Genomic DNA, 22,913 nt, shown 5'->3' on the forward strand with positions numbered 1-22,913 from the left:
AACGCCCTCCCCTGCTGTGCCAGACTCGCGGCGACCGGCTGCCATGGACGCAAGGGGAAGACAGGATGATGATCGTTCCAGCCTACTGGGCCGAAGCCCGCCTGCAGGACAGGTACAAGGGCCGGCCGGTGGTGGTACGCCGATTCGGCTGGTCCGACGACGACCAGGATGCCGCACAGGCCCACGCCGATGCGCGTGCACGCGAAGCGCTCGATGACATCCTCAGCGGCCAGTCCGTGCCGCGTCGCGAGCGACGAACCAACTACGGTGTCGAGGGCATCCCGATCCGCGAGCAGATCGTGCAGCGCAGGGATGATGTCATCGTCACCCGCAACAGCTACGGCGCGTTGTGCCTGAACACCCCCGATGTCCTGTTTGCCGACATCGACCACGTGCCCACTCCATCAGGCTGCGCATTGCCGCTGTTCGGCGCACTCGGGCTGCTGGCAGCCGGCGCACTGATCGGCGTTGCATTGGGCAACTTCAACATCGGCCTGGCGGCCGGCGGCATCGCGATGGTGGTGGTCAACCAGATCATGTCACAGCGGCGCAAGCGCCGGCTGACCCGGTCCGGTGGCGTCGAAGGCCTCGCGCTGCAGCGCGTACAGGCCTTCGTCGAACACCATCCCGACTGGCATCTGCGTGCCTACCGCACCCCGGCCGGGCTGCGCGTGCTGGCGATGCATGCCACGTTCGAACCGCAGGATGCACAGGTGCATGCCTTCTTCAAGGCTCTGGGAACCGACACGTTGTATGCACGCATGTGCACGCTGCAGCATTGCTTCCGTGCACGGCTGACACCGAAACCGTGGCGGCTTGGCATCATCGCGCGCATCCGTCCACCGGTGGCGGCCTGGTCGGCCGAGCAGGCCAGCAACCCCGACCGCCTGGCCTGGATTGCTGAATACGAAAGGGAAAGTGCCGGTTTCGCCGCATGCGCCTATGTGCGCAGCTTCGGCGATGAGCGACGTGTGGACGCCAAGGCCGAACGCGTGCGCGACCTGCACGATCGGATGTCGCGCGCACTGGATAACCTGCCGCTGGGATGAGCGCGGATCGCGCTCAGCGGCCGCCCTGCACGAAGGGCTGACCCGCCAATGTGGTTCCCACCTGCAGAGCGACCTGCTGCCCATCCTTGGCGAAAGTACTGCTGCAGTTGCTGCCGCCCTTCTGGCAGCCCACTTCCGGGAAACCCTCCAGTGCTTCGGGCGCGTCGCGTGGCGGGCTCGCCTGCCATCCTGCGGCATCAAGAAGGCGCTTGGCCTTGGTATAGGGCATGCCGGGGGTGATGCCCAGCGCCGCCAGCTCACCGGGCAGCGGCTGGCCGAATGCAGCGACCGGAACAACGGACATCGACAGCGATACGGCGAGGATGAAGGCCTTCATGGAGCGAACCCGTAGCGGACATCAGATGCGCAGCGTACCGCAGCTTTGTGGCCGGTCCATGCCTGCATCACAGATGGTTACGCAACACCCACAGGGGGATACTGGCGCCGGCTGTGCCATCGCAGTTCAAGTCCCCTGTTCATGGCCCGGTCGTGCACTTCAATGCCTCCAGCGCAAGCTCCTGCTTCAAGCGATGCTGCAGCCAGGTTCTTTTGAAGCGGGCACGTGTGGCCTCCCCTTCTGGCAACAACCGGGTCAACGCGTCACTCAGCGCAGGGCGCCACTGATCCGGCGCGAGCGCCAGGGTCTGCTGATCTTCCTGCCCAGTTGACACCTGCTTCCATGGCAGCATCAGCGCCTTCTGCGATCTCGACAGGAACAGCACATCAGGCTTGCCTTGGCGGCGCACTGTCACCGACATCACCGGATAATCGTCAGTCCACGCCACGCCTTCCCCCTTGAAGTGCTGCCGCACCCGCTGTTGCAGCCCTTGGACAGTCAACGTCCGACGGGCCCACGCCTGCTGATCGGCGAATGTGCACGATGCCGGAGGCACTGACCTCAGTTTCGGATCCAACTCCAGCATCGCGGCGCGATCAAGGCGGGCGGCAATCAGACTGATCGCGGCCTCCTTGGACAGCGGGGCAGCACCAATAGCCGCCTCGAACGCTTCGACGGCAGCGGCCGGCAATACCTGATTGGGCAATTCCTGATTTCCCGCCGAATCTGTGACACGAACACGCGTGGTGATTCCACGTACATCGCGCTCGATGCGCCAGTGCTCCGAAACACCTCCCCAGCCGGACCATTCGTAGGCCACATCGATGCGCATGGGCCCATCGGCTGCAGTAGCCATGGCGGCGGGACACAGGGCCACGACAACGAGAAACCACGCCTTCATGAGGCTCCTTGGAAAGCAGGTTCTATGGAGCATGCGGTGATCCTGTAGAAGCAACCGGGCATCGCTGGGCGCTACACGACGCCTGAAACAGAAAGGCCGCCCCGGAGGGCGGCCTAGCCGGATTACTTCGCGTTCTTCACGTAAGTGTCGAACCAGTTGAGCATTTCATAGACCAGCTGTTCATTCGATTCCAGCGCGGTGTACCAGTGCGGCTCGTTCGGCAGCATCACCAAGCGGGTGGTGCCGCCATTGCCACGGATCGCCTGGTACAGCTTGCGCGACTGGAACGGCTCGGTGCCCGGGTTGGCATCGTCCTCGCCATGGACCAGCAGCAGCGGCAGCTTGATCTTGTCGGCGTAGAAGAACGGCGAGGCCTTCAGGTACACATCCTGCGCCTGCCACACCGAGCGGCGCTCGTTCTGGAAGCCGAACGGGGTAAAGGTCTTGTTGTACGAACCACTGGTCGCCACGCCGGCCTTGAACAGGTCGGTGTGGGCGATCAGGTTGGCAGTCATCAGGCCACCATGGCTGTGGCCGGTCACGCCGATGCGGTTGCGATCGACCACGCCCAGTTCCACGGCCTTGTCCACCGCCGCCTTGGCGTCGGCTTCCAGCTGTTCCAGATAGGTGTCGTAGGCGTTCTTCGGGTCACCGACGATCGGGAACGAGGCGTTGTCGATGATCGCGTAGCCGGCCAGCAGCATCAGGCGGTACGGCTGCAGACGGGTGAAGGTCTGCTGCGAACCGGACACCTGCCCGGCCTGCGCGGCATTGGCGAAGTCGGCCGGGTACGCATACAGGATCGCCGGTACGCGCTGGCCTTCCTTGTAGCCCGGCGGCGTGTACAGGGTGAACGACAGGTCCACGCCATCGGCGCGCTTGTAGGTCACCAGGCGTTTCTGGATCTGCCGCACTTCCGGGGTCGGGTCGACCAGCTTGGTCAACGCGGTGGGCCTGGACTCGAACTGCGCTTCGCCGGCCCTGGCATCGGCGATGCGCTCACCGAGCAGACGCACGAACGCGTTCGGCGGGTCCATCACCGACTGGTGCCAGGTGACCAGATGGCCCGGCGTGGCACTGAAACCGATGACCTGCTCATAGGCATCCGCATCGCTGCGGAACAGGCGTTCGCTCTTCAGCGTATCCAGGTTGAGCGCGTCCAGGAACGGACGGTCGCCCTGCGGCGACGCACCCTGCCCGCGCAGGAACACGGTGTTGCCCTCCTGGCGCACCACCGGCGCACCGCTGGGCAGGCGCTTGAACACCAGGTTGCCCGGGTTGCCATACAGCTCATCGCTGGACATGTCCCACAGCAGTCGCCCTTCCTTCTTCGGCTGGTCCACATCGACGATGCGGGCCTGCATCCAGTGGCGGTTCTCGTCGTTCTCAAACTGGAACGACACAGCCGGGTCGGCCGACCACGCAAAGCCCTCGAAACGCTGCGTGGTGCGGGCGATTTCCACCGGCTTGCCGGTGAACGGCGCCTTCAGCATCAGCACGCGATCACGATGCGGCACGCTCACCTTCCAGTCCCCCTTGTCCAGCGCTTCGGCATAGACCAGGGTGGCCGGATCGGTGGAGCGCCAGTCGTAACCGCGCGGGCCTTCCGGCACGCCGTGTACCGGCACGCGATCGGCCAGCGGCAGGCTGGCCAGCACCGTGTTGCGGCCATTGCCGAGGTCCAGCACGGCCACATCGTTGGCGAAGCGCTGGTAGGTCACCGCATGCGAGAACGGTGCCTTCAGGGTTTCGGTCAGCACATGCACGCCATCGGGTGCGGCGTTGACGTCGTTGTACAGCGCCGGCTGGCCAACCGGGCGCACGCTGCCGGCAGCGGCATCGACCACCGCCAGCTGCGAGGCACCGTAATAGGCGAACAGCTTTTCATCGTGCACGCTGGTCAGCGTGTCGCGCGCTTCATAGGTGCTGCTCTCGCCACTGCTGCCCAGCGACTCCTGCGCGTCCGGACCGGTGGGCGTGCCGCCATTGGACGGCGCCGGCCCCTGGTTGGCCGGCACCAGCTTCACCAGCAGGCTCTGGCTGCCACCCAGCCACTGCACGGTGCTGCCGAAAATGGGGTTCAGCTGCACATTCGGCACCTGCTTCACCTGGCCGGTGGCGGCGTCGCCCACCCACAGCTGCACGCTGGTGTCGACCGCATTCTGGAAGGCGAAACGGCTGCCATCGGCCGACCACTGCGCGGCCCCGGCGCAGCCCTGCGGCAGGTTGACCTTGGTGCTCTTGCCGCTGGCGATCTCGACCAGGGTGAAGTCGGCCACACAGGCCGGAATGCCATAGCCGCCGGGGGTGTCGTGGCGGCTGCGGTTCTTCGGTTCCAGGCGCACGCCGGCCAGCTTCAGGTACGGCTGGGCCACGCGGGTGATGGACGGATAGGTCTGCGCGGTGGTCAGCAGCAGCCGCTGCCCGCTGGGGTCGATGTTCGGTGCTGGCGGCGGCGGGGCCTTGAGTACCTTGAGCAGATGTTCCGGCGGCTTGGCGTAGTCGGCGAAGGCCGGGCCGGCGGCCAGCAGGCCGAGCGTGGCAACGGCAACGGCCGCCGCCAGAGAGGTACGACGGATGAGCATCCTTTTCCCCTGGGAGTGAGTTGGGTACCCGCACTGCGGGCATGGGCCGAATCTAACATCCCCGGCCCACCGGCAAATGGGCCGGAAGGGCTAGTCGCCCCATCCTGCAAAGCGTGGCCCTGCATGGCCCGGCCCCTTCCCTGGATACCCCTCGGTTACTGCCGTGCGTGCAGCTCCCAGGTGGACAGATAATCGGGATCGATCACCGTCACCCCGCTGGACCGCAACTGGTACTCACCCGGCGCGGCCGGCAGGTACTGGTCCAGCATCGGCGGCAGGTAGCGCTCATGTCCGTCATCGCCATCGGCCAGCACCAGCCCCTCTTCGGCACTGACCCGCAGCACGGTGCCGGCAAACTGTTCCAGCCCCTGCACCTGGCCATCGCCACCAAAACGGGTAACGCCCACCAGTACCAGCTTGCCAATCATCTGCGCGGCCTTGGCATCATCCAGATCCAGGGGCGGCAGGGCTCCTCTCGATTCGTTGCTCATCGTGCACCTCGGAAGCCTGCGTGGACATCGTGGACGAGATGCGCGCCCAGTGCTGCGAACAAAGCAGCGTCGTGGGGCGACTCGCATGCATGTAGCGGCTCTGCGCACTGCGCGATGCAGAGCCAACCCTCGGTGCTCAACTCACGGAAGAATTGTGTCTGAGGCTGCATGAACCGCAGCAGCGGTTTCAGCATGTTCGCCGACACCAGCGCGTTTGGCCTGGGCAACAGGCCGGTCGCTGATGCGGTAGGGGTACGCGTGAACAAGACAGTGCATCGCGGGCCTCCTTGCCGGGGGAGTGGCCTCGCAGGACCACCTTCAACGCTGCGCAATGTGCGGAAAACGAGCTGGTGCGTTTCGGTCACGGGAAAGCGGCAGGGATGCCTGCTACGCAAGGCTACGACTGCGCTTGATCGTCTACACGGTTGGATGCTGCCACCGCTCACGGAATGGCGAAGTGAAGAAAATCCCATGACATCCGGGCCGGGCAACTCCGCTTGCAGCAAACATCCGAGCCCGAAGCGCCCTGCCCCGGTTCCAACAATCGTCAATTGCATTTAACCTGTGATTCACCTGACCCGAACTAGGGTCAGCGCTCAACATGCAGGGAACGCTTATGTTTGGGTACGCATTCACACGGCCATGGGCAATCGCCCTATGTTCGGCCTCGCTCTGCGCCTGCACACACGCGACTGATCGTTCGTCGACTTCTCAAGGACCCGTTACCATGGCATCGACCGCCTCCGACGCCGCAACGCCTTCTGCGCTCAGCGCAGACCAACTGCTGTTGCGCCTGCTGGATCTGATCAAGGACACCACCTCCACCCGTGAACTGACCCTTGAACGGGTATCGCAGGCCATGCGGGCGCCCGCGCAGCGTTTCGGCCCGGGGCATTTCGGCTATGGCGGCACGCTGACGCCGGAATGGAGCTACGGCCTCGAGGTCCAGAAGGCTGGCGCCGCCGATGCGCGTCTCGATCTCAATTTCATCGACACCACCGCCGACCGCAAAGCCAACGCAACGGCGATCTGCCAGGTCGACTTCGACCAGTTCGCCTCGGGTCTGCAGGCCGCGGGCTTCAAGCGCGACACCATCCGCGGCGAGCACGGCCGGGTCATCCATGACCGTTTCGATCGCCCGGATCTGACCATCAAGGTCGACACGATGGCTGAGGATGCAACCCCGTCTGGCAAGCCGGCGCATGCCTGCGTCCGCCTTGTGACCGTGCAGTAAGGAGCACCGCACCATGCCTACGCTTTCAGCGGATACGGAACGCCTGCTGACCGAATTTGCAGGAAAACCCGATGTAACGGCCGATCAGGTCGACAACCTTCGCAAGGCCATTGCCAATTCTCCGGCGCTGGCAACCCAGGTCGACTTGGCCATCACCGCCGGTCATCTGCAGCGCTTCGAGCTGTTGCCCGCCGACAGCAATGTGGGCGGCGAGTACGTCAGCGGCGCAAAGGCCATCCGCCTGCCGGCATCCAGTCTGTCCACGCTGGCAGCCGCGGACAAGCACGATGCTGCAGAGCTGACCTTCGTCCTGGGCCATGAGATCCAGCATGGGCTCAATGATGCAGCGACCGAACGGGCCTACGAGCAGTTTGAATCCGATATTGCAGACATTGCCGCGCGCGATTCGACCCACGACTACACCCAGGCCATCGGCACCCTGCTCGCAGCCAACCGGCGCGACGAGGCATCGGCGAACATCGAGGGCTGGAATGCACTGGTCGGCATGGTCAAGACCGCCAACCCGGACGCCACGCTGGAGGATGTATACAACGCAAGTACCCGTGCAAACGAGTTCGTGCGCGTGCAGCCCGGGCCGCCGATGACCTACGCCGCGCATCCGGACCTGACGCTCAACGCAGACCTGAGCATGACCGCCACCGCTGCCAATATCGAGGGCATGGGCAAGCACTACTACGACGAAGGCGTGTCGTCCGGGCTGGGGCCCAATGGCAATTCTGACTACCAGAATTTCTACGCTGCCTCTGCCATCAGCCGCGCCTGCGAGGAAGAGGCCAGGAACCCATCACCCGATGGCATCAGCAGGATGTCGGTGAACATGGCACAGCTGGGCCTGCAGGAAAGCCTGCTGGAACAGAACGGCCTGTATCTGGGCGAGGGCACGCCGCCACGACAGCCCTACTTCGATACCAGCACTTCGCCGTCCACGCTGCATTATTTCGACCACACCGAGGGTACCTACGCCCACGTGCCCATCACCGCGCAGGCGACCGCCACTCCCTCGGTCGAGGCCCACGCTGCGTCGCTGGCGGGCGGCAACGACCGTGCCCTGCACGACCAGATCCGCGGCAAGGTGGCAGAGCTGGATGCCGCCAACGGCCGCAGCTTCGACGCCTCCAGTGAACGCCTGAGCGCAAGCCTGCTGGTGCTGGCCCGCGAGAACGGCCTGGACCGCGTGGATCATGTGGTGCTCAGCCGCCAGGCGGGAGATGTCGCCGCGGCACAGAACGTGTTCGTGGTGAAGGGCGCGCTGGATGATCCTGCGTCACTGCGCGCATCGGCAGCTACCGCTGAAGCCGCGCAGCGGCCGGTGCAGGAAAGCCTGGACAGCCTCGCCCTCGTCAACCAGCGTCAGGCCGACCACGCCTCGCAGGAACAGACGCGCCAGCAGGTGCAGGAGCAGCAGCGCAGCGCGCTGTCGCATTGAGGACACGGGCGGCGCCGGGCATCGCCCGGCGCAACCCACGCGTGGGCCACGCTAGAATGCGCACATGCGTACCGTCCATGCCCTCCGCTACATCACCCCCTTGCGGGAAGGTGGCTCATTGCCCGCCGTGGTCGAGACCGACGACGACGGTATGGCGGTGCTCAAGTTCCGTGGTGCCGGCCAAGGGCCGAAGGCGCTGATTGCCGAGTTGATCGCGGGCGAGATGGCGCGCGCGGTGGGCCTGCCGATTCCGGAGATCCTGTTCGTGGAGCTGGACAGCGAGTTCGCCCGCACCGAGCCTGACCCGGAGATCCAGGACCTGATCCGCGCCAGCGAAGGCCTGAACCTGGGCCTGGATTACCTGCCCGGCGCGATCAACTACGACCCGGCGGCGATGCCGGTGGACGCCGAGCTGGCCTCGCGCATCGTCTGGTTCGATGCGTTCACCAGCAACGTCGACCGCACCACGCGCAATCCGAATCTGATGGTCTGGCACCGCAAGCTGTATCTGATCGACCACGGTGCGGCGATGTACTTCCATCACGACTGGGCCAACGCCGGCGATGCCTGCGAGAAGCCCTTCGTGCTGATCCGCGACCACGTGCTGCTGTCGTTCGCCAGCCGTATCGCCGAGGTGGATGCCGAACTGGCCGCGCGCCTGCCGGATGCGGAAATCGAGCGCATCGTCGGCCTGGTGCCGGACAGCTGGCTGGTCGATGAGCCAGCCTTCGACAGCCCCCAGGCTTACCGGCAGGGCTACATCAACTACCTGAAGCATCGCCTGAAGGTGCGTGCGGTGTTCGTGCAGGAGGCCATCCGTGCCCACGCTGCACACGTATGACTATGCGGTCATCCGCGTGGTACCGCGGGTGGAACGCGAGGAGTTCATCAACGTCGGCGTGATCGTGTCCTGCCCGGGCGCACGTCACCTGGAAGCGGCGATCGAGGTCGACGCTGCGCGCCTGCAGGCCTTCGCGCCGGCGCTGGATATTGAAGCGCTGCAGCCGTGGCTGGATGCCATCGTGGCGATCTGCCGGGGCGATGCCGACGCCGGCCCGATCGCGCAGCTGCCCGCGCGCGCGCGCTTCCATTTCCTGACCGCCAAGCGCAGCTCGGTGGTGCAGATGTCCAGCACACATGTGGGCCGCACGGCGGACCCGGCCGGCGTGGTCGAACACCTGATGGCGAAGATGGTACGGGTCCCGACCTAGCGCGTTACTTGCCGTTGCCACTCCAGCGCGCGGTCATTTCGCTGCGGATCGGGGTGCGCTCGGTGTTGCTGTCCGCGGCCGTGAAGCGCATCGCCTTGACCGCATTCAATGCCCAGCCGCTGAAGGCCGTCGACGGCTTGGCATCCACCACCTTTACGTCGTACGTCCGGCCGCGCTTGTTGACCGAATAGGCCACCGTCACCTCTTCCGCGAACTGCACACGCCCCGGATCGACATTGAGTCGTGGGCGGAAGGTACCTTCCACCGGCTTCCAGTATGTCAGCGCTTCGGCCTGCGGCAGCTGCAGCGGCTCGGGAGACGCGGCGATGGCCATCGGACTCATCACCAGGGTGAGCGCGAGGGCAGCAGCGCGGAGCAGCATGGGAGGCATGGTTGTCATTCCTTGTACGCCAGTGGTCAGTGCCCAAGCGTACGCCATCACGGGCTTTTCCGGTTCACAGCAACGGTCACCGCGAAGTAGGGAATCGCGCTCCACTGCCCGCGCGGATGATGCAGCGATTCCACGCCCATGCCGATCTGGTAATTCACGCTGCCCGGCTGCTGGCGCCAGAAATAGGGCGCGCCATTGCTCCAGCCACAACAGACGTACGTCAATGGCGGCATGCCGAAGGTCTGCTGCAGATAGGCTTCAACACCCGCCGCCGACGCGCCGCTGACGCGATACCGCGCTTCCATTGGCTGGAGGTAGGAAGCGTCGTCCTGGGTGCAACCGACGTATTCCAGCTCGGCGGGTTTTCGGCCCATCGCCTGCAGGAAATCCTGGCAGACGGTATCGGGCCGGGCCAGGCCTTCGGCGCGGCCGTGCAACTCCCACTCCGCGATCGCAGCGGCGGGCGTCCGTGCGCCGGCAGTGCCGACGCTGCCGATCAGCAAAAGATGCAACAGGGTGATGGCAGATCCTCTGCAGATGGGGCAAGACGCCATCGTAAACGAACGACGCCACCACCCGCTGCGCACGCTTCGATCAACGCTCACGCGCCATGCTCTGTTCGGTGAAGCGCGCCACGCAGAAATCCAGAAAGCTGCGCAGCTTCGGCGTCACCTGGCGATGGCGGGGATACAGCAGGTTGATCGAGGTGGACACCGGCACTAATCGAGGCAGCACCTCCACCAGGTCGCCGCTGGCCAGAGCGGCGGACATCATCTCGAATGGCTGCAGGATCAGTCCCAGCCCACCGACCGCAGCGGTCAGCAGCGGCTCGGCCTGGTTGACCATGAAGCGACTGGAGACCGGCACGGTCAACACGCCGCCCTGCGGGTCATGGAAGCTCCACCGCGTACGGATCACCGAGTGGGCGAAGCCCAGGCATTCGTGCCGGCTCAGGTCCTGCGGGTGGACGATCGGTGGCCGTGCGGCCAGATAGCCGGGGGCAGCGCACAGGGCCAGCGGGTACGGCCCCAGACGGCGCGCGACCAGGCCGCTGTCGGCGAGATCACCGGTGCGGAACACCAGGTCGTAGCCGTCTTCAACCACGTTGACCAGGCTGTTGGACAGGTTCAGATCCACCTGCACGTCGGGATACTGCTGCATGTAGGCCACCACCGCCGGCCCCAGCGCGTGCACGCCGAAGGTGACCGGCGCACTGATCCGCAGCCGGCCCATCGGTCGACCGCGCGCGATTTCGGCCAACTGCTCGGCACTCTCCACTTCCTCCAGGATGACCCGGGCGCGGGCCAGGTACGCCTGCCCGAAGTCGGTCAGGCTCTGCTTGCGTGTGGTGCGGTTGAGCAGGCGCACGCCCAGATGCTGCTCCAGCGTCTGCACATGCTTGCCGACCAGTTGCGGCGACAGGTCCAGTGCCTCGGCAGCGGCGGCGAACGAGCCCACCTCGGCCACCTTGGCGAAGCTGCGCAGGGGTACGATCAGGTCCATTGCAAACTATTGTTTTTCAATGAAACGCCAGATTACCCCTTCTATCGTTCGCCGGCCACGCGCACAGTAGCGCTCTGTTCCCCCTGCCCGGCCACCGGCCGGCGTTCCCTTTGGAGACCCCCATGACCCAGGTTGTCCGCATCCACGCCTATGGCGACGCCGATGTGCTGCGCGTTGACGATATCGACGTACCCGCTCCTGCCGCCGATGAGATCCAGATCCGGGTCAAGGCCATCGGCCTGAACCGCGCCGAGGTGATGTTCCGCAACGATGCCTATCTGCAGCAGGCGGAGTTCCCGAGCCGCCTGGGCTATGAAGCGGCGGGTCTGGTTGAGGCCGTAGGCAGCGCGGTGACCGGCTTCGCTGCCGGCGATGCTGTCAGCGTCGTGCCGCCGCTGGATATCGCCCGCTGGGGCACCTATGGTGAGCTGGCCAACGTGCCGGCGCGACTGGTGGTGAAGCATCCGCCGTCGCTGGGCTTCGAGCAGGCCGCTGCGGTGTGGATGCAGTACGTCACCGCCTGGGGCGCGCTGCTGGAGCAGGCCAAGCTGGGCGCCGGCGATTTCGTCATCATCACTGCAGCGTCAAGCAGCGTTGGCCTGGCCGCCATCCAGATCGCCAACGCGGTGGGCGCAACGCCGATCGCGGTAACCCGTGGCCCGGGCAAGCGCCAGGCGCTGCTCGATGCCGGTGCTGCCCATGTCATCGCCACCCAGGAGCAGGACCTGGTGGCCGAAGTTGCCCGCATCACCGCAGGTGCTGGCGCACGCGTGGTGTTCGATCCCATCGGCGGCCCGCAGTTCGTGCCGCTCACCGAGGCGATGGCACGCGGCGGCATCCTGCTGGAATATGGCGCGCTGAGCAGCGAGCCGACGCCGTTCCCGCTGTTCAACGTATTGGGCAAGTCGCTGACGCTGAAGGGCTACCTGTACTCGGAAATCGTGTCCGACGATGCGGCGCTGGCGCGTGCGAAGGCGTTCATCGTCGATGGCCTGGACAAGGGCGTGCTGGCGCCGCTGATCGCCAAGGTGTTCACGTTCGCACAGATCCAGGACGCGCACCGTTACCTGGAATCGAACGAGCAGATCGGCAAGGTGGTGGTGACGGTTTAACCGGTTGCGCGATACCCCTGTGGCGTTGGGAATGTACCCGCAGGGGTCGTCAATGCTGTTGCCAGCGCCGTGTGCTACAGAGGCACGCGGCGGGCGATGTAGTTGATCACATTGCCCACGGCATCCGGATCGACGTTGGCGAGGCCGACCAGTACGTATCCCTGCTCAGGCATCACCACAATGGCGCTGTTCGAACCGGGCGCCCCGCCCTCGTGGCCGAACTGGCGCTGCCTTCCCTCGCCCTGAACCATGAACCCGTAGCCATACCAGCCCTTGTGGTTCTGTGGACGGGTGGCCTGCTGCAACCACACCGGCGAGACCAGCTTGCCGGTACGCAGGGCCTCGGCGAACTTCAACATGTCGCCTGCGGTGCTGTAACCGCCGCCGGCGGCAGTCCCTCGCCATGGCAGGGACTTGGTTTCGCTCACCCACAGCCCTTTCACTAGGGTATAGCCGGTTGCACGATGTGGAACGTCCACCGATTCCGGTTCAAAACCGGTTTCCGTCATGTTCGCCGCGCGCAGAACATGCTCGTTGACATAGTCGTAGTACGTCTGCCCGGACACCGCCTCGATGATCCGGCCGAGCACGACGAAACCATAGTTTGAATACCCGTCCTGGCTGCCTGCAGCAAACTGCGGAGCATCCTTGGCGAAGCGCTTCACATAGTCGCTGTGCGTTTTCAGCGACGCCGCGTAGTGCTCGAAATCATCACCGAAGAAATCTCCGAGGCCGCCGGTATGGCTGAGCAGTTGCCGGATCGTGACCGTGCCTGCCACCGTTTTGTTCGGATAGTCCGGCAGGCGCTTGCCGATGGTGTCATCCAGGGCCAGGCGACCTGCTTCGGCCAGTTGCAGGATGGCCACTGCGGTGAACATCTTGTTGGACGAAGCAAGGCGGAACTGCGTCTGCGCATCGACGGGCACGTGCTGCTCGCGGTTGGCCAGCCCTCCCTGCCACTGCAGCAGCACCCTGCCATCGTGCGCGACCAGCACGGTGCCAGACAGCGAATCGCTTGCCTGCAGGGCGTTGAGCCGGGCGGTACTCTGGGCCAGGAGTGCCGCCAGCTCCATGCGCACAGGCTGGAACTGCGGCGGTGTCGGTACGCCTTCCAACTGGAACACCTTCACGTGGCGCGGCGCGGCAGGGTCCATTTCCGCAGTCAACAGCATCGCCCGTTCGCTGTCTTCGCCCAGCACCAGCACTTCGGCCTTCTCAGGCGTGTTTGAGCGTACTTCGAGCACCTTCATCGGCCCATTGGACGCACGGAACTCCAGGTAATCCTGCGGACCGCTGCCGGTCCTCTTTGCGTACCTGTCGGCGAACGCCTGCAACGCCTGGAGACTGTTGGCATTGAAGGCGGACAGCCATTCATCGACGGCGTCCTGTGCGCGTGAGCCGGTTGATTCAACTGGCACTGCAGCCGCACCAGCACTGAATGACACCGCCAACAGCAAGGCGAAGGTCAGTGGGAAGACACAGAAGCGTCGACGACGCACGGACATGGCGGATCCTTCGCAGACAGGGCGTAGCCCCATCCTAGACGACAACCGCGCAGGTCGCTGCACTGCAGCCGGCATCAGATGCCGACGCTATTCCGGCAACGCATACGCCATCACATAATCCCCCGCCGGCGTCTCCATGAAATGGTGCCCACCGGCCATGATCACCACGTACTGCCGCCCGCCCTGCTCATACACCATCGGGTTGGCCTGGCCGCCCGCCGGCAGTTTGGTATGCCACAGCTCCTTGCCGGTCTTCAGGTCGATGGCTCGCAGCAGGTCGTCGGTCGCTGCGGCGATGAAGATCAGGCCGCTGGCGGTCACCACCGAACCGCCATTGTTCGGCGTGCCGATTTCGATGGGCAGGCCGGAGCGGATGCCGAACGGGCCGTTGCCGCGTGCGCTGCCGAACGGCCGGTCCCACAGCAGTTTGCCGCTGCGCAGGTCGATCGCACGGATGCCGCCATAGGGTGGCTGCTTGCACAACAGGCCGGTGAACGGCAGCCGCCAACCGGCATTGACGTCGATGCCATAGGGCGTCCCCATCTGCGGATCCCCTGCCCCTTCGGCACCGCCCCTATCAGCGCGGACCTGCTCGCGCGGCAGCCAGCCCTTGCGGTCGGCCTCGGCGCGCGGCACCAGCCGGTTGTAGTTGGGCATGTCGTTGTAGTTGGCCACGATCACGCCGCGCCGCGTATCGATAGCCACGCTGCCCCAGTCCGAACCACCGTTGTAGCCGGGGTATTCGATGGAATGGTGATCGCTGCTCGGCGGCGTGTAGAACCCCTCGTAATGTGCCTTGCGGAACTGGATGCGGCAGACCAGCTGGTCGATGGGGGTGATGCCCCACATGTCGCGCTCGGTCAGCGCATCATCGCGCCGCAGCGTGTGGTACAGCGAGAACAGCTGGGTGGCGGCACGCTGCTCGGGCTCTACACCGCCCTGCGGCACCTTGCGCTCTTCGGCCGGAGTCAGCAGCTGGCCGTTGCGACGGTCGAGGATGTACATGTCGCCCTGCTTGGTGGGCAGCAGGATTGCCGGCACCTTGCCGGATGCCGTCGGGTAGTCGATCAGGCTGGCCTGCGAACCCAGGTCGTAATCCCAGACGTCCTTGCGCACCGCCTGGAAATGCCAGACCGGCTTGCCGGTGGCTACATCGATGGCGACCAGCGAGGTCGCGTACCTGTTCTGGTTTTCCGTGCGCGAGCCACTCCAGTAGTCGCCCGCGGCATTGCCCATCGGCAGGTACACCAGGCCCAGCGCTTCATCACCGGTCGCGGTGGTCCACATGTTCGGTGTGCCACGCGTATAGGTCTGCTCACGCGGTGGCAAACCGCTGCGCTCGGGCTGGTCCATGTCCCACGCCCAGCGCAGCTTGCCGCTGATCGCATCGTAGGCCTGGATGACGCCGGAAGGCGCGTCGCGGCGCTGGCCGTCCAGTACCTGGTGGCCGGTGACGATGACACCGCGGACGATCGCGGGCGGCGATGTGATCGAGACGTAACCCGGAGGCACCTCGCCCATGCCCAGGGTGATGTCGACCTGACCGTTGTTGCCGAAATTCGCACAGGGGCGACCGCTGTCGGCGTCCACCGCGATCAGGCGGCCGTCCAGGGTGCCTTCGATGATGCGTGCACTGCACGCTGCGCGGCTGCCGGGCGCCGCGCTCCGGCTGATACGGGTCGGCGGCGGTGCGGGCAGCGCCAGATCGGCGGCCACGTCAGCCAGTACGGCATCGGCGAGGGTCGGCGCACTGGGCTGTTCGTAATAGGACACGCCACGGCAGGCGGCCGTGTACGGGATCGAGGCATCCTTCACCTTCGGATCGAACCGCCATAGCTCCTTGCCGCTGCCGGCATCGAGGGCGATCAGTTGATTGCGTGCGGTGCACAGGTACACCCGATCACCGATCTTCAGTGGCGTGGTTTCCGCACCCCAGCGCTTCTTGGGCCGGTCGCCGGTGCGGAACTGCCACGCCAGCTGCAGGGTGCCTACATTTTCAGGGGTGATCTGCTGCAGCGGCGAATAGCGGGTGGCAGCATTGCTGCGCCCCCAGGCCGGCCAGTCGCCCTCCGCCGGCTGGTCGGCCGGCTGCAGACCGGTGGTGTCACGGGTCGGATCGAGCCCGGCGCTGACCGCCGGCTCCGGGAACGGCTGGTGCCCGTCGACCATGCCATGTGGCGCGAACGCGAGGCCGAAGGCGGCCACGAACACCAGCATCAGCACGGCCGCCACGCTGCGCGACAGGCGCCTGGATACCGGCGCCTGCAGGGTCGGCGCCAGCAACGCCAAGATGATGCCGAGCACCGTCACCAGGCCCAGCCGTGGCACCCAGCGCCAGTACTCGCTGCCCGATTCCCACCAGGTCCACAGCAGGCTGCCGAGGAAGACCAGTGCATACAGCAGCGCACCGCTACGGCGATTGCCCCACAGCAGGATGCCGCAGACCAGCAGGCCGAGGCCGGCGATGGCGTAGTACCAGGAGCCCCCGAGGCTGGCCAGCCAGCCACCGAGCCCGCCGATGACCAGGCCGAGCACGATCAGCAACAAGGCCAGGACGGTGATGAGCGGGTGGCGGGAGCTGGGCGTGGCGACGGAAGCGGACTGCGGCGGGGCGGACATCGACGATCTCCGGGGGCAGCATGCGCCCTTATGCCACCGTCACCGTGAAGTGCGTGCGTATTTTCGAGCGCAGACACGACGACGCCGGCACAAGGCCGGCGTCGTCGGGTACCTCAGCATCGCGCCAGGATCACTCCTGCGCGGCGTCCTCGCTGCTGGCAGCAGCCGGTGCGCCGTCGGTCGCGGCCGGGGTGGCGGCGGCCACCTCGTCCTCGTCCTCATCGATCGAGGCGTCCATGCGCTCCACCGCCTGCAGCTTCTCGTCCTTGGACAGGCGGATCAGGGTCACGCCCTGGGTGTTGCGGCCGACGCGGCTGATTTCCGAGCCACGCGTACGCACCAGGGTGCCGCCATCGGAGATCAGCAGGACTTCATCATCGGTCCCCATCAGCACCGCGGCGACCAGCTTGCCATTGCGCTCGGTGGTCTGGATGCCGATGACGCCCTGCGTGCCACGACCCTTGCGCGGGTAGTCCGGCAGCGGGGTGCGCTTGCCGTAGCCGTTTTCGGTGGCGGTGAGGATGTACCGCAGGTTGGCATCGTCGGCACCTTCGATCACCGCGTCGCCGGTGGCGATGGCCTCCTCGACACCGTTGTCGTCCTCGCTCTCATCCTCGACGCCGCCAGCACTCTCGGCCACGATCAGGCTGACCACTTCCTCGCCGGCCGGCATCTTGATGCCACGCACGCCGGTAGCGGTACGACCCATCGAGCGGACCTTGTCTTCACCGAAGCGCACGGTCTTGCCGTTGGAGGCGAACAGCAGGATGTCGCGCTCGCCATCGGTCAGGCCGACGCCGACCAGGGCATCGCCCTCGTCAAGGTTGATCGCGATCTTGCCGCGGGCCAGACGGAAGGCGAACTCGCCCAGCGGGGTCTTCTTGACCGTACCGTTCTTGGTGGCGAAGAACACGAACTGGCCATCGGCGTACTCGCGCACCGGCAACACGGCCTGCACGCGTTCGCCGGGCTCCAGCGGGATCCAGTTGATGATCGGACGACCGCGGGCGTTGGAACCGGCTTCTGGCAGCTGGTACACCGGCAGCCAGAACACCTTGCCCGAACTGGTGAAGGTCAACAGCGTGTCGTGCGTGTTGACCAGCCACAGCTGTTCGATGAAATCCTCTTCCTTGGTCGACGCCGCGCTGCGGCCACGGCCGCCACGGCGCTGCGCGCGGTACACGCTCACCGGTTGGCGCTTCACGTAGCCGGCGTGGGAGACGGTGACCACCACGTCTTCCGGGGCGATCAGGTCGAGGATGTCCAGATCTTCTTCGCTGTGGCGGATCTCGGTACGGCGCTCGTCACCGAACTCGGCACGCACGTTGATCAGCTCTTCGCGGATCACCTGCAGCAGGCGGTCGGGATCTTCCAGGATGTGGATCAGCCCGGCGATCACTTCCAGCAGCTGCTTGTATTCCTCGGTCAGGCGGTCCTGCTCCAGCCCGGTCAGGCGGTGCAGGCGCATTTCCAGGATCTGGGTCGCCTGGATCTCGGTCAGCTGGTAGCCGCCTTCGATCAGGCCCACACCCTTGGGCAGGTCATCGGGACGCGAGGCTTCGGCACCGGCGGCGCCGAGCATCGAACCCACCAGGCCCGGCTCCCACAGGCGCGCAAGCATGCGCTCGCGTGCTTCACCCGGGTTCGGCGAGGTCTTGATCAGTTCGATCATCTCGTCGATGTTGGCCAGCGCAACGGTCAGGCCTTCCAGCACGTGGGCACGGGCGCGCGCCTTGCGCAGCTCGAACACGGTGCGGCGGGTGACCACTTCGCGACGGTGGCGGACGAAGGCCTCCAGCATCTGCTTGAGGTTCATCAACTGCGGGCGGCCGTCGACCAGCGCCACCATGTTGATGCCGAACACCGACTCCATCTGGGTCTGCTGGTAGAGGTTGTTGAGCACAACCTCGGCCGACTCGCCGCGCTTGATTTCGATGTAGATGCGCATGCCGTCCTTGTCGGACTCATCGCGCAGCTCGCTGATGCCTTCGATCTTCTTTTCCTTGACCAGCTCGGCGATCTTCTCGATCAGACGCGCCTTGTTCACCTGGTAAGGAATTTCAGTGACGATGATCGATTCGCGGCCGTTGTCGGCCACTTCGACATCGGCCTTGGCACGGATGCGCACGCGGCCACGGCCGGTGCGGTAGCCGGCGATGATGCCGGCGGTGCCGTTGATGATGCCTGCGGTCGGGAAATCCGGGCCCGGGATGAACTCCATCAGGCCGTCGATATCGATTTCCGGATTGTCGATCAGCGCGATGCAGGCATTGATCGATTCGGTGAGGTTGTGCGGCGGAATGTTGGTCGCCATGCCCACCGCGATACCGGCCGAACCATTGACCAGCAGGTTCGGGAACCGGGTCGGCATGACCGTCGGCTCCAGTTCCTTTTCGTCGTAGTTCGGCTGGAAATCGACGGTTTCTTTGTCGATGTCCGCCATCAGCTCATGCGCGAGCCGCGACATGCGCGCCTCGGTGTATCGCATCGCCGCGGCGGAGTCGCCGTCGACCGAACCGAAGTTACCCTGGCCATCGACCAGCATGTAACGCAGCGAGAACGGCTGTGCCAGACGCACCAGCGTGTCGTACACCGACTGATCGCCATGCGGGTGGTACTTACCGATGACGTCACCGACGATACGTGCCGACTTGAAGTAGGGCTTGTTGCTGTGCGCGTTGAGTTCATTCATCGCAAACAGCACACGACGATGCACCGGCTTGAGGCCATCGCGCGCATCTGGCAGCGCGCGCCCCACGATCACGCTCATGGCGTAATCGAGGTAGCTCTTGCGCATCTCGTCTTCCAGGTTGACCTGGATGATTTCCTTGGCGGTTTCTGCCATTCGGGTTCCGTTGTCTGGTAGCGGTCCAGTCCGGCGCATCCACCCGGGGGCGGTCGTGCCGGAACCTCGATTCAACCGCTGGATTCTACCACACGGGGCCGTTTTCCGCCTGCTTTTACGGTGATTTTACCGGCACAAATCAGGAACTTAGGGGGTTCAGCAGCCCCTGTAGAGCCGAGCCCATGCCCGGCTGCGGTGGATTCCCCGGCTGAGCCGAGCATGGGCTCGGCTCTACAGACATGCTCGACCGCGCCCGCGTCAGCCGCCGAAGGCGGCGCGCATGTTCTCCGCGGTCGGGTTCAGGATCACCCCCCGCTCGGTCACGATGGCATCGATCAGCTCGCCCGGGGTGACATCGAACACCGGGTTCCAGGCAGCGATGCCCTCGGCCACGGTGCGGGTGCCGCCCACGCCGTACAGTTCGCCCGGATCACGCTGCTCGATCTCGATCTGGCTGCCGTCCACGGTATCCATGTCCACCGTCGAGGACGGTGCCACGACCATGAACTTCACCCCGTGGTGGCGGGCCGCGATGGCCAGCTGGTAGGTGCCGATCTTGTTGGCGGTATCGCCGTTGGCACAGATCCGGTCGGCGCCCACGATCACCCACTGCACGGCACCGGTCTTCATCAGGTGGGAGGCGGCCGAGTCGGCGATCAGCGTCGCGTCAATGCCGTCCTGCTGCAGCTCCCACACGGTCAGGCGCGCACCCTGCAGCCACGGCCGGGTCTCGCCGGCAAACACCCGGGCAATGCGGTCCTGGGCCATGCCGGCGCGGATCACGCCCAGCGCCGTACCGAAGCCGGCGGTGGCCAGCGAACCGGTATTGCAATGGGTCAACACGCCGCTGCCGGCCTCGATCAGGCCCGCACCGAGCGCGCCCATATGGCGGTTGGCCGCCAGGTCTTCTTCGGCGATGGCCTGTGCCTCGGCCTCCAGCAGCGCCTTCCAGTCGGCACCGGCGGCACCCAGGCAACGTCGCATGCGTGCCAGCGCCCAGGCCAGGTTCACCGCAGTCGGGCGTGAGGCGTTCAGCCGCTGCAGCGCCGGCTCCAGCTGCTGCAGGGCATGCGCGCCGTCGGCGGCCTGCACATCACGTGCGGCCAGCACCACACCCCAGGCGGCGGCGATGCCGATGGCCGGCGCACCGCGCACGGTCAGGGCGTGGATGGCGGCGGCCACCTCATCGCTGTCATGGCAGGCCACATGCTCGACCACGAACGGCAGCTTGCGCTGGTCAAGGAGTTGCAGGGCATCGCCGGTCCACAGGATCGGGCGGATGTGGTCGTAGCGGGCGTAGTCGAGGTCGGTGGCAGTGTTCATGGGCCCATTGTAGGGCCACGCCACGCGCGGAGGGACCCGTCGGGATTCAGTTCACCGAGAATTCGGCGCGGCAGCCGCCGTCGACCCAGATGCCGTTGCGGTTCCAGCCCCAGGTGCTGCCTTCCTCGCACGGGGTGCTGGAAAGCTGGTTGGAGATGGTGGCGCTGGTGGAGATGCTGGCGCCACAGAACCGGCGCTTCTTGGACTTGGATTCGCAGGTCAGCCGGCGCGGCATGTCGACGAAACGGCCCTGCTCGTCGGCCACCTCGAAGTCACCCTGGCAACCGCGGGTGGTCCATACCTCATTGCGCTTGTAGCCCCAGCCCTGCCCTTCCCGGCACGGCAGCACCGACAGCTGGCGCAGCAACCGCACCGGCGCACCATCCAGGCGCACCGGGCAACTCTGCGGGCGACCGTTGGACTCACAGCGCACCACCCGCCGCACCAGACGCTTGCGACCCTCGGTCGACGGCGCCGCTGCATCCGTCTCGGCCGGGCGCGCGCGGAACTCGGCACGGCAGCCCAGGGTCACCCACACGCCACTGCGGTCGGTGCCCCACTCGCTGCCACGGATGCAGCTGTTGCTGGACAACTGGCGGATCAGGTCGACGCCGTTGCTGACATCGATATCGCAGTGCACCCAGCCCATGTCGCGGGATTCACAGGTCACCACTTCGCTGTCATAGCCAAGCGACTGCGCCGATGCGGTCGACGGAAGCAGGCCACCCCATATCGCCACGGAGTACATCGGTGCCGCTACGACCGCGAACCACTTGACCAAAGCCTTCCCCATGAATGGATGAACCACGACGCAAGTGTGCGGTATCGGCTGTGATAAGAGCATCATCGTGCTTGCTGAATCAAGCGCGACAAAGCGCGTTTTCGTTCAGCCTGCCAGGTCCATGGAAAATCGTCGGGTCATGCGTGGGCGAAATCGAATGCAAGTACATCTGCAATGCGCGGTGTACGGTGCATCGCCATCAACAGGCGATCAATGCCAACGGCAACGCCGGCACAGTCGGGCATCAAAGGCAGTGCATGCAGCAACGCTTCATCCAATGCGGGCTGTACCTGTCCGCGCGCGTGGCGGCGCTGCAGGTCATGCTGGAAACGCGCGCGTTGTTCAGCCGCATCGTTCAGTTCGTGATAACCGTTGGCCAGTTCCACCGCGCCCAGGTACAGCTCGAAACGCTCGGCCAACGGCGGTGTGCCGGCACGGATGCGCGCCAGTGCCGCCTGGCTGGCGGGCCAGTCGTGGACGACGGTCATGACCGCGTCATCGAAATGCGGTTGGATACGGTGGGTCATCAACAGATCCAGCCAGTCATCGCGGGTCAGGCCCACCGGATCGATGTGCACCTCACCCAGCGCAGCGCGCAGCGCTGCCTCATCGGCATCGAACGGGTCCACGCCTGCGTGCTGCTGGAACAGTTCGCGATAGCTCAGCACACGCAACGTCGCGCTGCGCCCCACCAGCGCCAGCGCCTGCCCCACCAGTTCTGCGGTTTCCTGCAGCAGCCGATGGTGGTCCCAGCCAACCCGATACCACTCCAGCATGGTGAACTCGGGATTGTGGCGGCCGCCCGCTTCGCCATTGCGGAACACCCGGCCCAGTTCATAGCAGTCACCCACGCCGGCAGCGAGCAGTCGCTTGAGCGGGAACTCCGGCGAGGTGCGCAGCCAGCGGCGGCGACCGCCCGCATCGACGTGGCCGCTGAAATCGGTGTGGAAGCTGTCGATGTTCGGCTCGGTGTTGCCCGCCACCGACAGGATCGGCGTTTCCACTTCCAGCACGCCGCGCTCGGCGAAGAAGCGCCGCACCAGCGCATTGAGGGTGGCGCGCTGTTGCAGGCTGCGCAGCAGCGCCTCGCTCACAGGATGCCCTCCGGGCGCGGATGGTCCAGCGGCAGGGTCAGCAGATCGCGGGTGTCGTCGATGTAGCCGCTGGCCAGGTACAGGCGACGCGCCAGTTCGTTGTGATGGTTGACCTCCAGCCGCAGCCGGCTGACCCCGCGCCCCCGCGCGCGCTGTTCGCAGATGGCCAGTGCCCGCTTGCCACGGCCACGACCTCGCGCGCGATGGCTGAGATAGAGCTCGTCCAGCAGCATGAAATGGCCGCCCTGCTCCAGGCTGAAGCCCATCGCGATCACCGCATAGCCAACGACAGCTGCGGCCTCGTCCAGCCACAGCAGCACTTCGCCGTTGCGCGGATCGGCCAGCAGCGCATCGACACCACGGCGCACGCGCGCATCGTCGAATTCGATCTTGTCTTCGGCGTAGAAATCGCGCATCAGCGCGATCAGCAGTTCCTCGTCGGCACGGGTGGCCAGGCGGAAATCCAGAGGAGCGGTCTGCATCAG

At 65.7% G+C, this 22,913-nt stretch carries 20 protein-coding genes; 6 read left to right on the plus strand and 14 right to left on the minus strand.

Annotation, left to right across the window (positions count from 1 at the left end):
• The first annotated feature begins 65 nt into the window (after positions 1–65).
• Positions 66–1,049: a hypothetical protein gene (locus AC13GI_RS05190; RefSeq protein ID WP_482995711.1), complete on the plus strand. Its 984-nt coding sequence runs from the start codon at positions 66–68 to the stop codon at positions 1,047–1,049.
• A gap of 13 nt (positions 1,050–1,062) precedes the next feature.
• Here AC13GI_RS05190 and AC13GI_RS05195 read toward each other — a convergent pair whose 3' ends face one another.
• The 4 genes from AC13GI_RS05195 to AC13GI_RS05210 all read right to left on the minus strand — a co-directional run bounded on the left by AC13GI_RS05195 (position 1,063) and on the right by AC13GI_RS05210 (position 5,363).
• On the minus strand, positions 1,063–1,386 hold the full coding sequence (locus AC13GI_RS05195; RefSeq protein WP_482995712.1) for a hypothetical protein: 324 nt from the start codon (positions 1,384–1,386) through the stop codon (positions 1,063–1,065).
• Between the two features lie 139 nt (positions 1,387–1,525).
• Positions 1,526–2,287, minus strand: a complete 762-nt coding sequence (locus AC13GI_RS05200; protein WP_482995713.1) for a hypothetical protein — start codon at positions 2,285–2,287, stop codon at positions 1,526–1,528.
• Positions 2,288–2,409: 122 nt separating this feature from the next.
• Positions 2,410–4,872, minus strand: a complete 2,463-nt coding sequence (locus tag AC13GI_RS05205) for a S9 family peptidase (RefSeq protein WP_482995714.1) — start codon at positions 4,870–4,872, stop codon at positions 2,410–2,412.
• A gap of 155 nt (positions 4,873–5,027) precedes the next feature.
• Positions 5,028–5,363, minus strand: a complete 336-nt coding sequence (locus tag AC13GI_RS05210; RefSeq protein ID WP_025876944.1) for a hypothetical protein — start codon at positions 5,361–5,363, stop codon at positions 5,028–5,030.
• A 727-nt stretch (positions 5,364–6,090) separates the two neighbouring features.
• On the opposite strand from AC13GI_RS05210, the gene AC13GI_RS05215 reads away from it, so the two are divergent.
• The 4 genes from AC13GI_RS05215 to AC13GI_RS05230 all read left to right on the plus strand — a co-directional run bounded on the left by AC13GI_RS05215 (position 6,091) and on the right by AC13GI_RS05230 (position 9,255).
• Positions 6,091–6,597: a hypothetical protein gene (locus AC13GI_RS05215; RefSeq protein ID WP_482995715.1), complete on the plus strand. Its 507-nt coding sequence runs from the start codon at positions 6,091–6,093 to the stop codon at positions 6,595–6,597.
• A gap of 13 nt (positions 6,598–6,610) precedes the next feature.
• Positions 6,611–8,044 (plus strand): XVIPCD domain-containing protein, encoded by a 1,434-nt coding sequence (locus AC13GI_RS05220; RefSeq protein WP_482995716.1) that lies wholly within the window; start codon positions 6,611–6,613, stop codon positions 8,042–8,044.
• A 64-nt stretch (positions 8,045–8,108) separates the two neighbouring features.
• The gene (locus tag AC13GI_RS05225; RefSeq protein ID WP_251475461.1) at positions 8,109–8,885 is read left to right on the plus strand and encodes a HipA family kinase; all 777 of its coding nucleotides are present in this window, start codon (positions 8,109–8,111) and stop codon (positions 8,883–8,885) included.
• Positions 8,863–9,255, plus strand: coding sequence for a DUF3037 domain-containing protein (locus AC13GI_RS05230; protein ID WP_099820749.1), 393 nt, complete (start codon positions 8,863–8,865; stop codon positions 9,253–9,255). The genes AC13GI_RS05225 and AC13GI_RS05230 overlap by 23 nt, the downstream gene beginning before the upstream one ends.
• Before the next feature lie 4 nt (positions 9,256–9,259).
• Here the strand turns inward: AC13GI_RS05230 and AC13GI_RS05235 are convergent, their stop codons facing one another.
• Genes AC13GI_RS05235 through AC13GI_RS05245 form a run of 3 tightly spaced genes read right to left on the minus strand, consistent with a single transcriptional unit; the run spans position 9,260 to position 11,149 of the window.
• A complete protein-coding gene (locus tag AC13GI_RS05235) occupies positions 9,260–9,646 on the minus strand; it encodes an energy transducer TonB (RefSeq protein ID WP_482995717.1) in 387 nt (128 codons plus the stop codon).
• A 47-nt stretch (positions 9,647–9,693) separates the two neighbouring features.
• Positions 9,694–10,251: a DUF4952 domain-containing protein gene (locus AC13GI_RS05240; RefSeq protein ID WP_482995718.1), complete on the minus strand. Its 558-nt coding sequence runs from the start codon at positions 10,249–10,251 to the stop codon at positions 9,694–9,696.
• Positions 10,241–11,149 carry a LysR family transcriptional regulator gene (locus AC13GI_RS05245; protein WP_482995719.1) on the minus strand — a complete coding sequence of 303 codons (909 nt, stop codon included), beginning with the start codon at positions 11,147–11,149 and terminating at the stop codon, positions 10,241–10,243. The genes AC13GI_RS05240 and AC13GI_RS05245 overlap by 11 nt, the downstream gene beginning before the upstream one ends.
• Positions 11,150–11,271: 122 nt before the next feature.
• Between AC13GI_RS05245 and AC13GI_RS05250 the strand changes: the two genes are divergently transcribed.
• Positions 11,272–12,261 (plus strand): zinc-dependent alcohol dehydrogenase family protein, encoded by a 990-nt coding sequence (locus tag AC13GI_RS05250; RefSeq protein WP_482995720.1) that lies wholly within the window; start codon positions 11,272–11,274, stop codon positions 12,259–12,261.
• 74 nt (positions 12,262–12,335) lie between these two features.
• Here the strand turns inward: AC13GI_RS05250 and AC13GI_RS05255 are convergent, their stop codons facing one another.
• From AC13GI_RS05255 to AC13GI_RS05285, 7 genes are all read right to left on the minus strand, one after another.
• Entirely contained in the window at positions 12,336–13,766 is a 1,431-nt protein-coding gene (locus tag AC13GI_RS05255) for a serine hydrolase domain-containing protein (RefSeq protein WP_482995808.1), read from the minus strand.
• Between the two features lie 87 nt (positions 13,767–13,853).
• The gene (locus AC13GI_RS05260; RefSeq protein ID WP_482995721.1) at positions 13,854–16,385 is read right to left on the minus strand and encodes a membrane-bound PQQ-dependent dehydrogenase, glucose/quinate/shikimate family; all 2,532 of its coding nucleotides are present in this window, start codon (positions 16,383–16,385) and stop codon (positions 13,854–13,856) included.
• A 130-nt stretch (positions 16,386–16,515) separates the two neighbouring features.
• On the minus strand, positions 16,516–19,230 hold the full coding sequence (gyrA, locus tag AC13GI_RS05265) for a DNA gyrase subunit A (protein ID WP_482995722.1): 2,715 nt from the start codon (positions 19,228–19,230) through the stop codon (positions 16,516–16,518).
• Positions 19,231–19,488: 258 nt separating this feature from the next.
• Entirely contained in the window at positions 19,489–20,553 is a 1,065-nt protein-coding gene (gene mtnA, locus AC13GI_RS05270; RefSeq protein WP_132824752.1) for an S-methyl-5-thioribose-1-phosphate isomerase, read from the minus strand.
• A gap of 46 nt (positions 20,554–20,599) precedes the next feature.
• The gene (locus tag AC13GI_RS05275) at positions 20,600–21,334 is read right to left on the minus strand and encodes a DUF3011 domain-containing protein (protein WP_205406002.1); all 735 of its coding nucleotides are present in this window, start codon (positions 21,332–21,334) and stop codon (positions 20,600–20,602) included.
• 137 nt (positions 21,335–21,471) lie between these two features.
• Positions 21,472–22,428 (minus strand): EF-P lysine aminoacylase EpmA, encoded by a 957-nt coding sequence (epmA, locus tag AC13GI_RS05280; RefSeq protein WP_375070080.1) that lies wholly within the window; start codon positions 22,426–22,428, stop codon positions 21,472–21,474.
• Positions 22,425–22,910: a GNAT family N-acetyltransferase gene (locus AC13GI_RS05285; protein ID WP_025876917.1), complete on the minus strand. Its 486-nt coding sequence runs from the start codon at positions 22,908–22,910 to the stop codon at positions 22,425–22,427. Before AC13GI_RS05285 ends, epmA begins: the two co-directional genes overlap by 4 nt.
• Between the last annotated feature and the right edge of the window lie 3 nt (positions 22,911–22,913).

This window comes from Stenotrophomonas sp. 82F1 (genome assembly GCF_056861525.1).

Bases quoted from the DNA above. Each gene is read 5' to 3' on its own strand.
- AC13GI_RS05255 (WP_482995808.1), bottom strand. From the start codon at position 13,766: ATGTCCGTGCGTCGTCGACGCTTCTGTGTCTTCCCACTGACCTTCGCC.
- AC13GI_RS05205 (WP_482995714.1), bottom strand. From the start codon at position 4,872: ATGCTCATCCGTCGTACCTCTCTGGCGGCGGCCGTTGCCGTTGCCACG.
- AC13GI_RS05190 (WP_482995711.1), top strand. From the start codon at position 66: ATGATGATCGTTCCAGCCTACTGGGCCGAAGCCCGCCTGCAGGACAGG.
- AC13GI_RS05225 (WP_251475461.1), top strand. From the start codon at position 8,109: ATGCGTACCGTCCATGCCCTCCGCTACATCACCCCCTTGCGGGAAGGT.
- AC13GI_RS05260 (WP_482995721.1), bottom strand. From the start codon at position 16,385: ATGTCCGCCCCGCCGCAGTCCGCTTCCGTCGCCACGCCCAGCTCCCGC.
- AC13GI_RS05210 (WP_025876944.1), bottom strand. From the start codon at position 5,363: ATGAGCAACGAATCGAGAGGAGCCCTGCCGCCCCTGGATCTGGATGAT.
- AC13GI_RS05220 (WP_482995716.1), top strand. From the start codon at position 6,611: ATGCCTACGCTTTCAGCGGATACGGAACGCCTGCTGACCGAATTTGCA.
- AC13GI_RS05235 (WP_482995717.1), bottom strand. From the start codon at position 9,646: ATGCCTCCCATGCTGCTCCGCGCTGCTGCCCTCGCGCTCACCCTGGTG.
- AC13GI_RS05195 (WP_482995712.1), bottom strand. From the start codon at position 1,386: ATGAAGGCCTTCATCCTCGCCGTATCGCTGTCGATGTCCGTTGTTCCG.
- AC13GI_RS05245 (WP_482995719.1), bottom strand. From the start codon at position 11,149: ATGGACCTGATCGTACCCCTGCGCAGCTTCGCCAAGGTGGCCGAGGTG.
- mtnA (WP_132824752.1), bottom strand. From the start codon at position 20,553: ATGAACACTGCCACCGACCTCGACTACGCCCGCTACGACCACATCCGC.
- gyrA (WP_482995722.1), bottom strand. From the start codon at position 19,230: ATGGCAGAAACCGCCAAGGAAATCATCCAGGTCAACCTGGAAGACGAG.
- AC13GI_RS05200 (WP_482995713.1), bottom strand. From the start codon at position 2,287: ATGAAGGCGTGGTTTCTCGTTGTCGTGGCCCTGTGTCCCGCCGCCATG.
- AC13GI_RS05285 (WP_025876917.1), bottom strand. From the start codon at position 22,910: ATGCAGACCGCTCCTCTGGATTTCCGCCTGGCCACCCGTGCCGACGAG.
- AC13GI_RS05250 (WP_482995720.1), top strand. From the start codon at position 11,272: ATGACCCAGGTTGTCCGCATCCACGCCTATGGCGACGCCGATGTGCTG.
- AC13GI_RS05215 (WP_482995715.1), top strand. From the start codon at position 6,091: ATGGCATCGACCGCCTCCGACGCCGCAACGCCTTCTGCGCTCAGCGCA.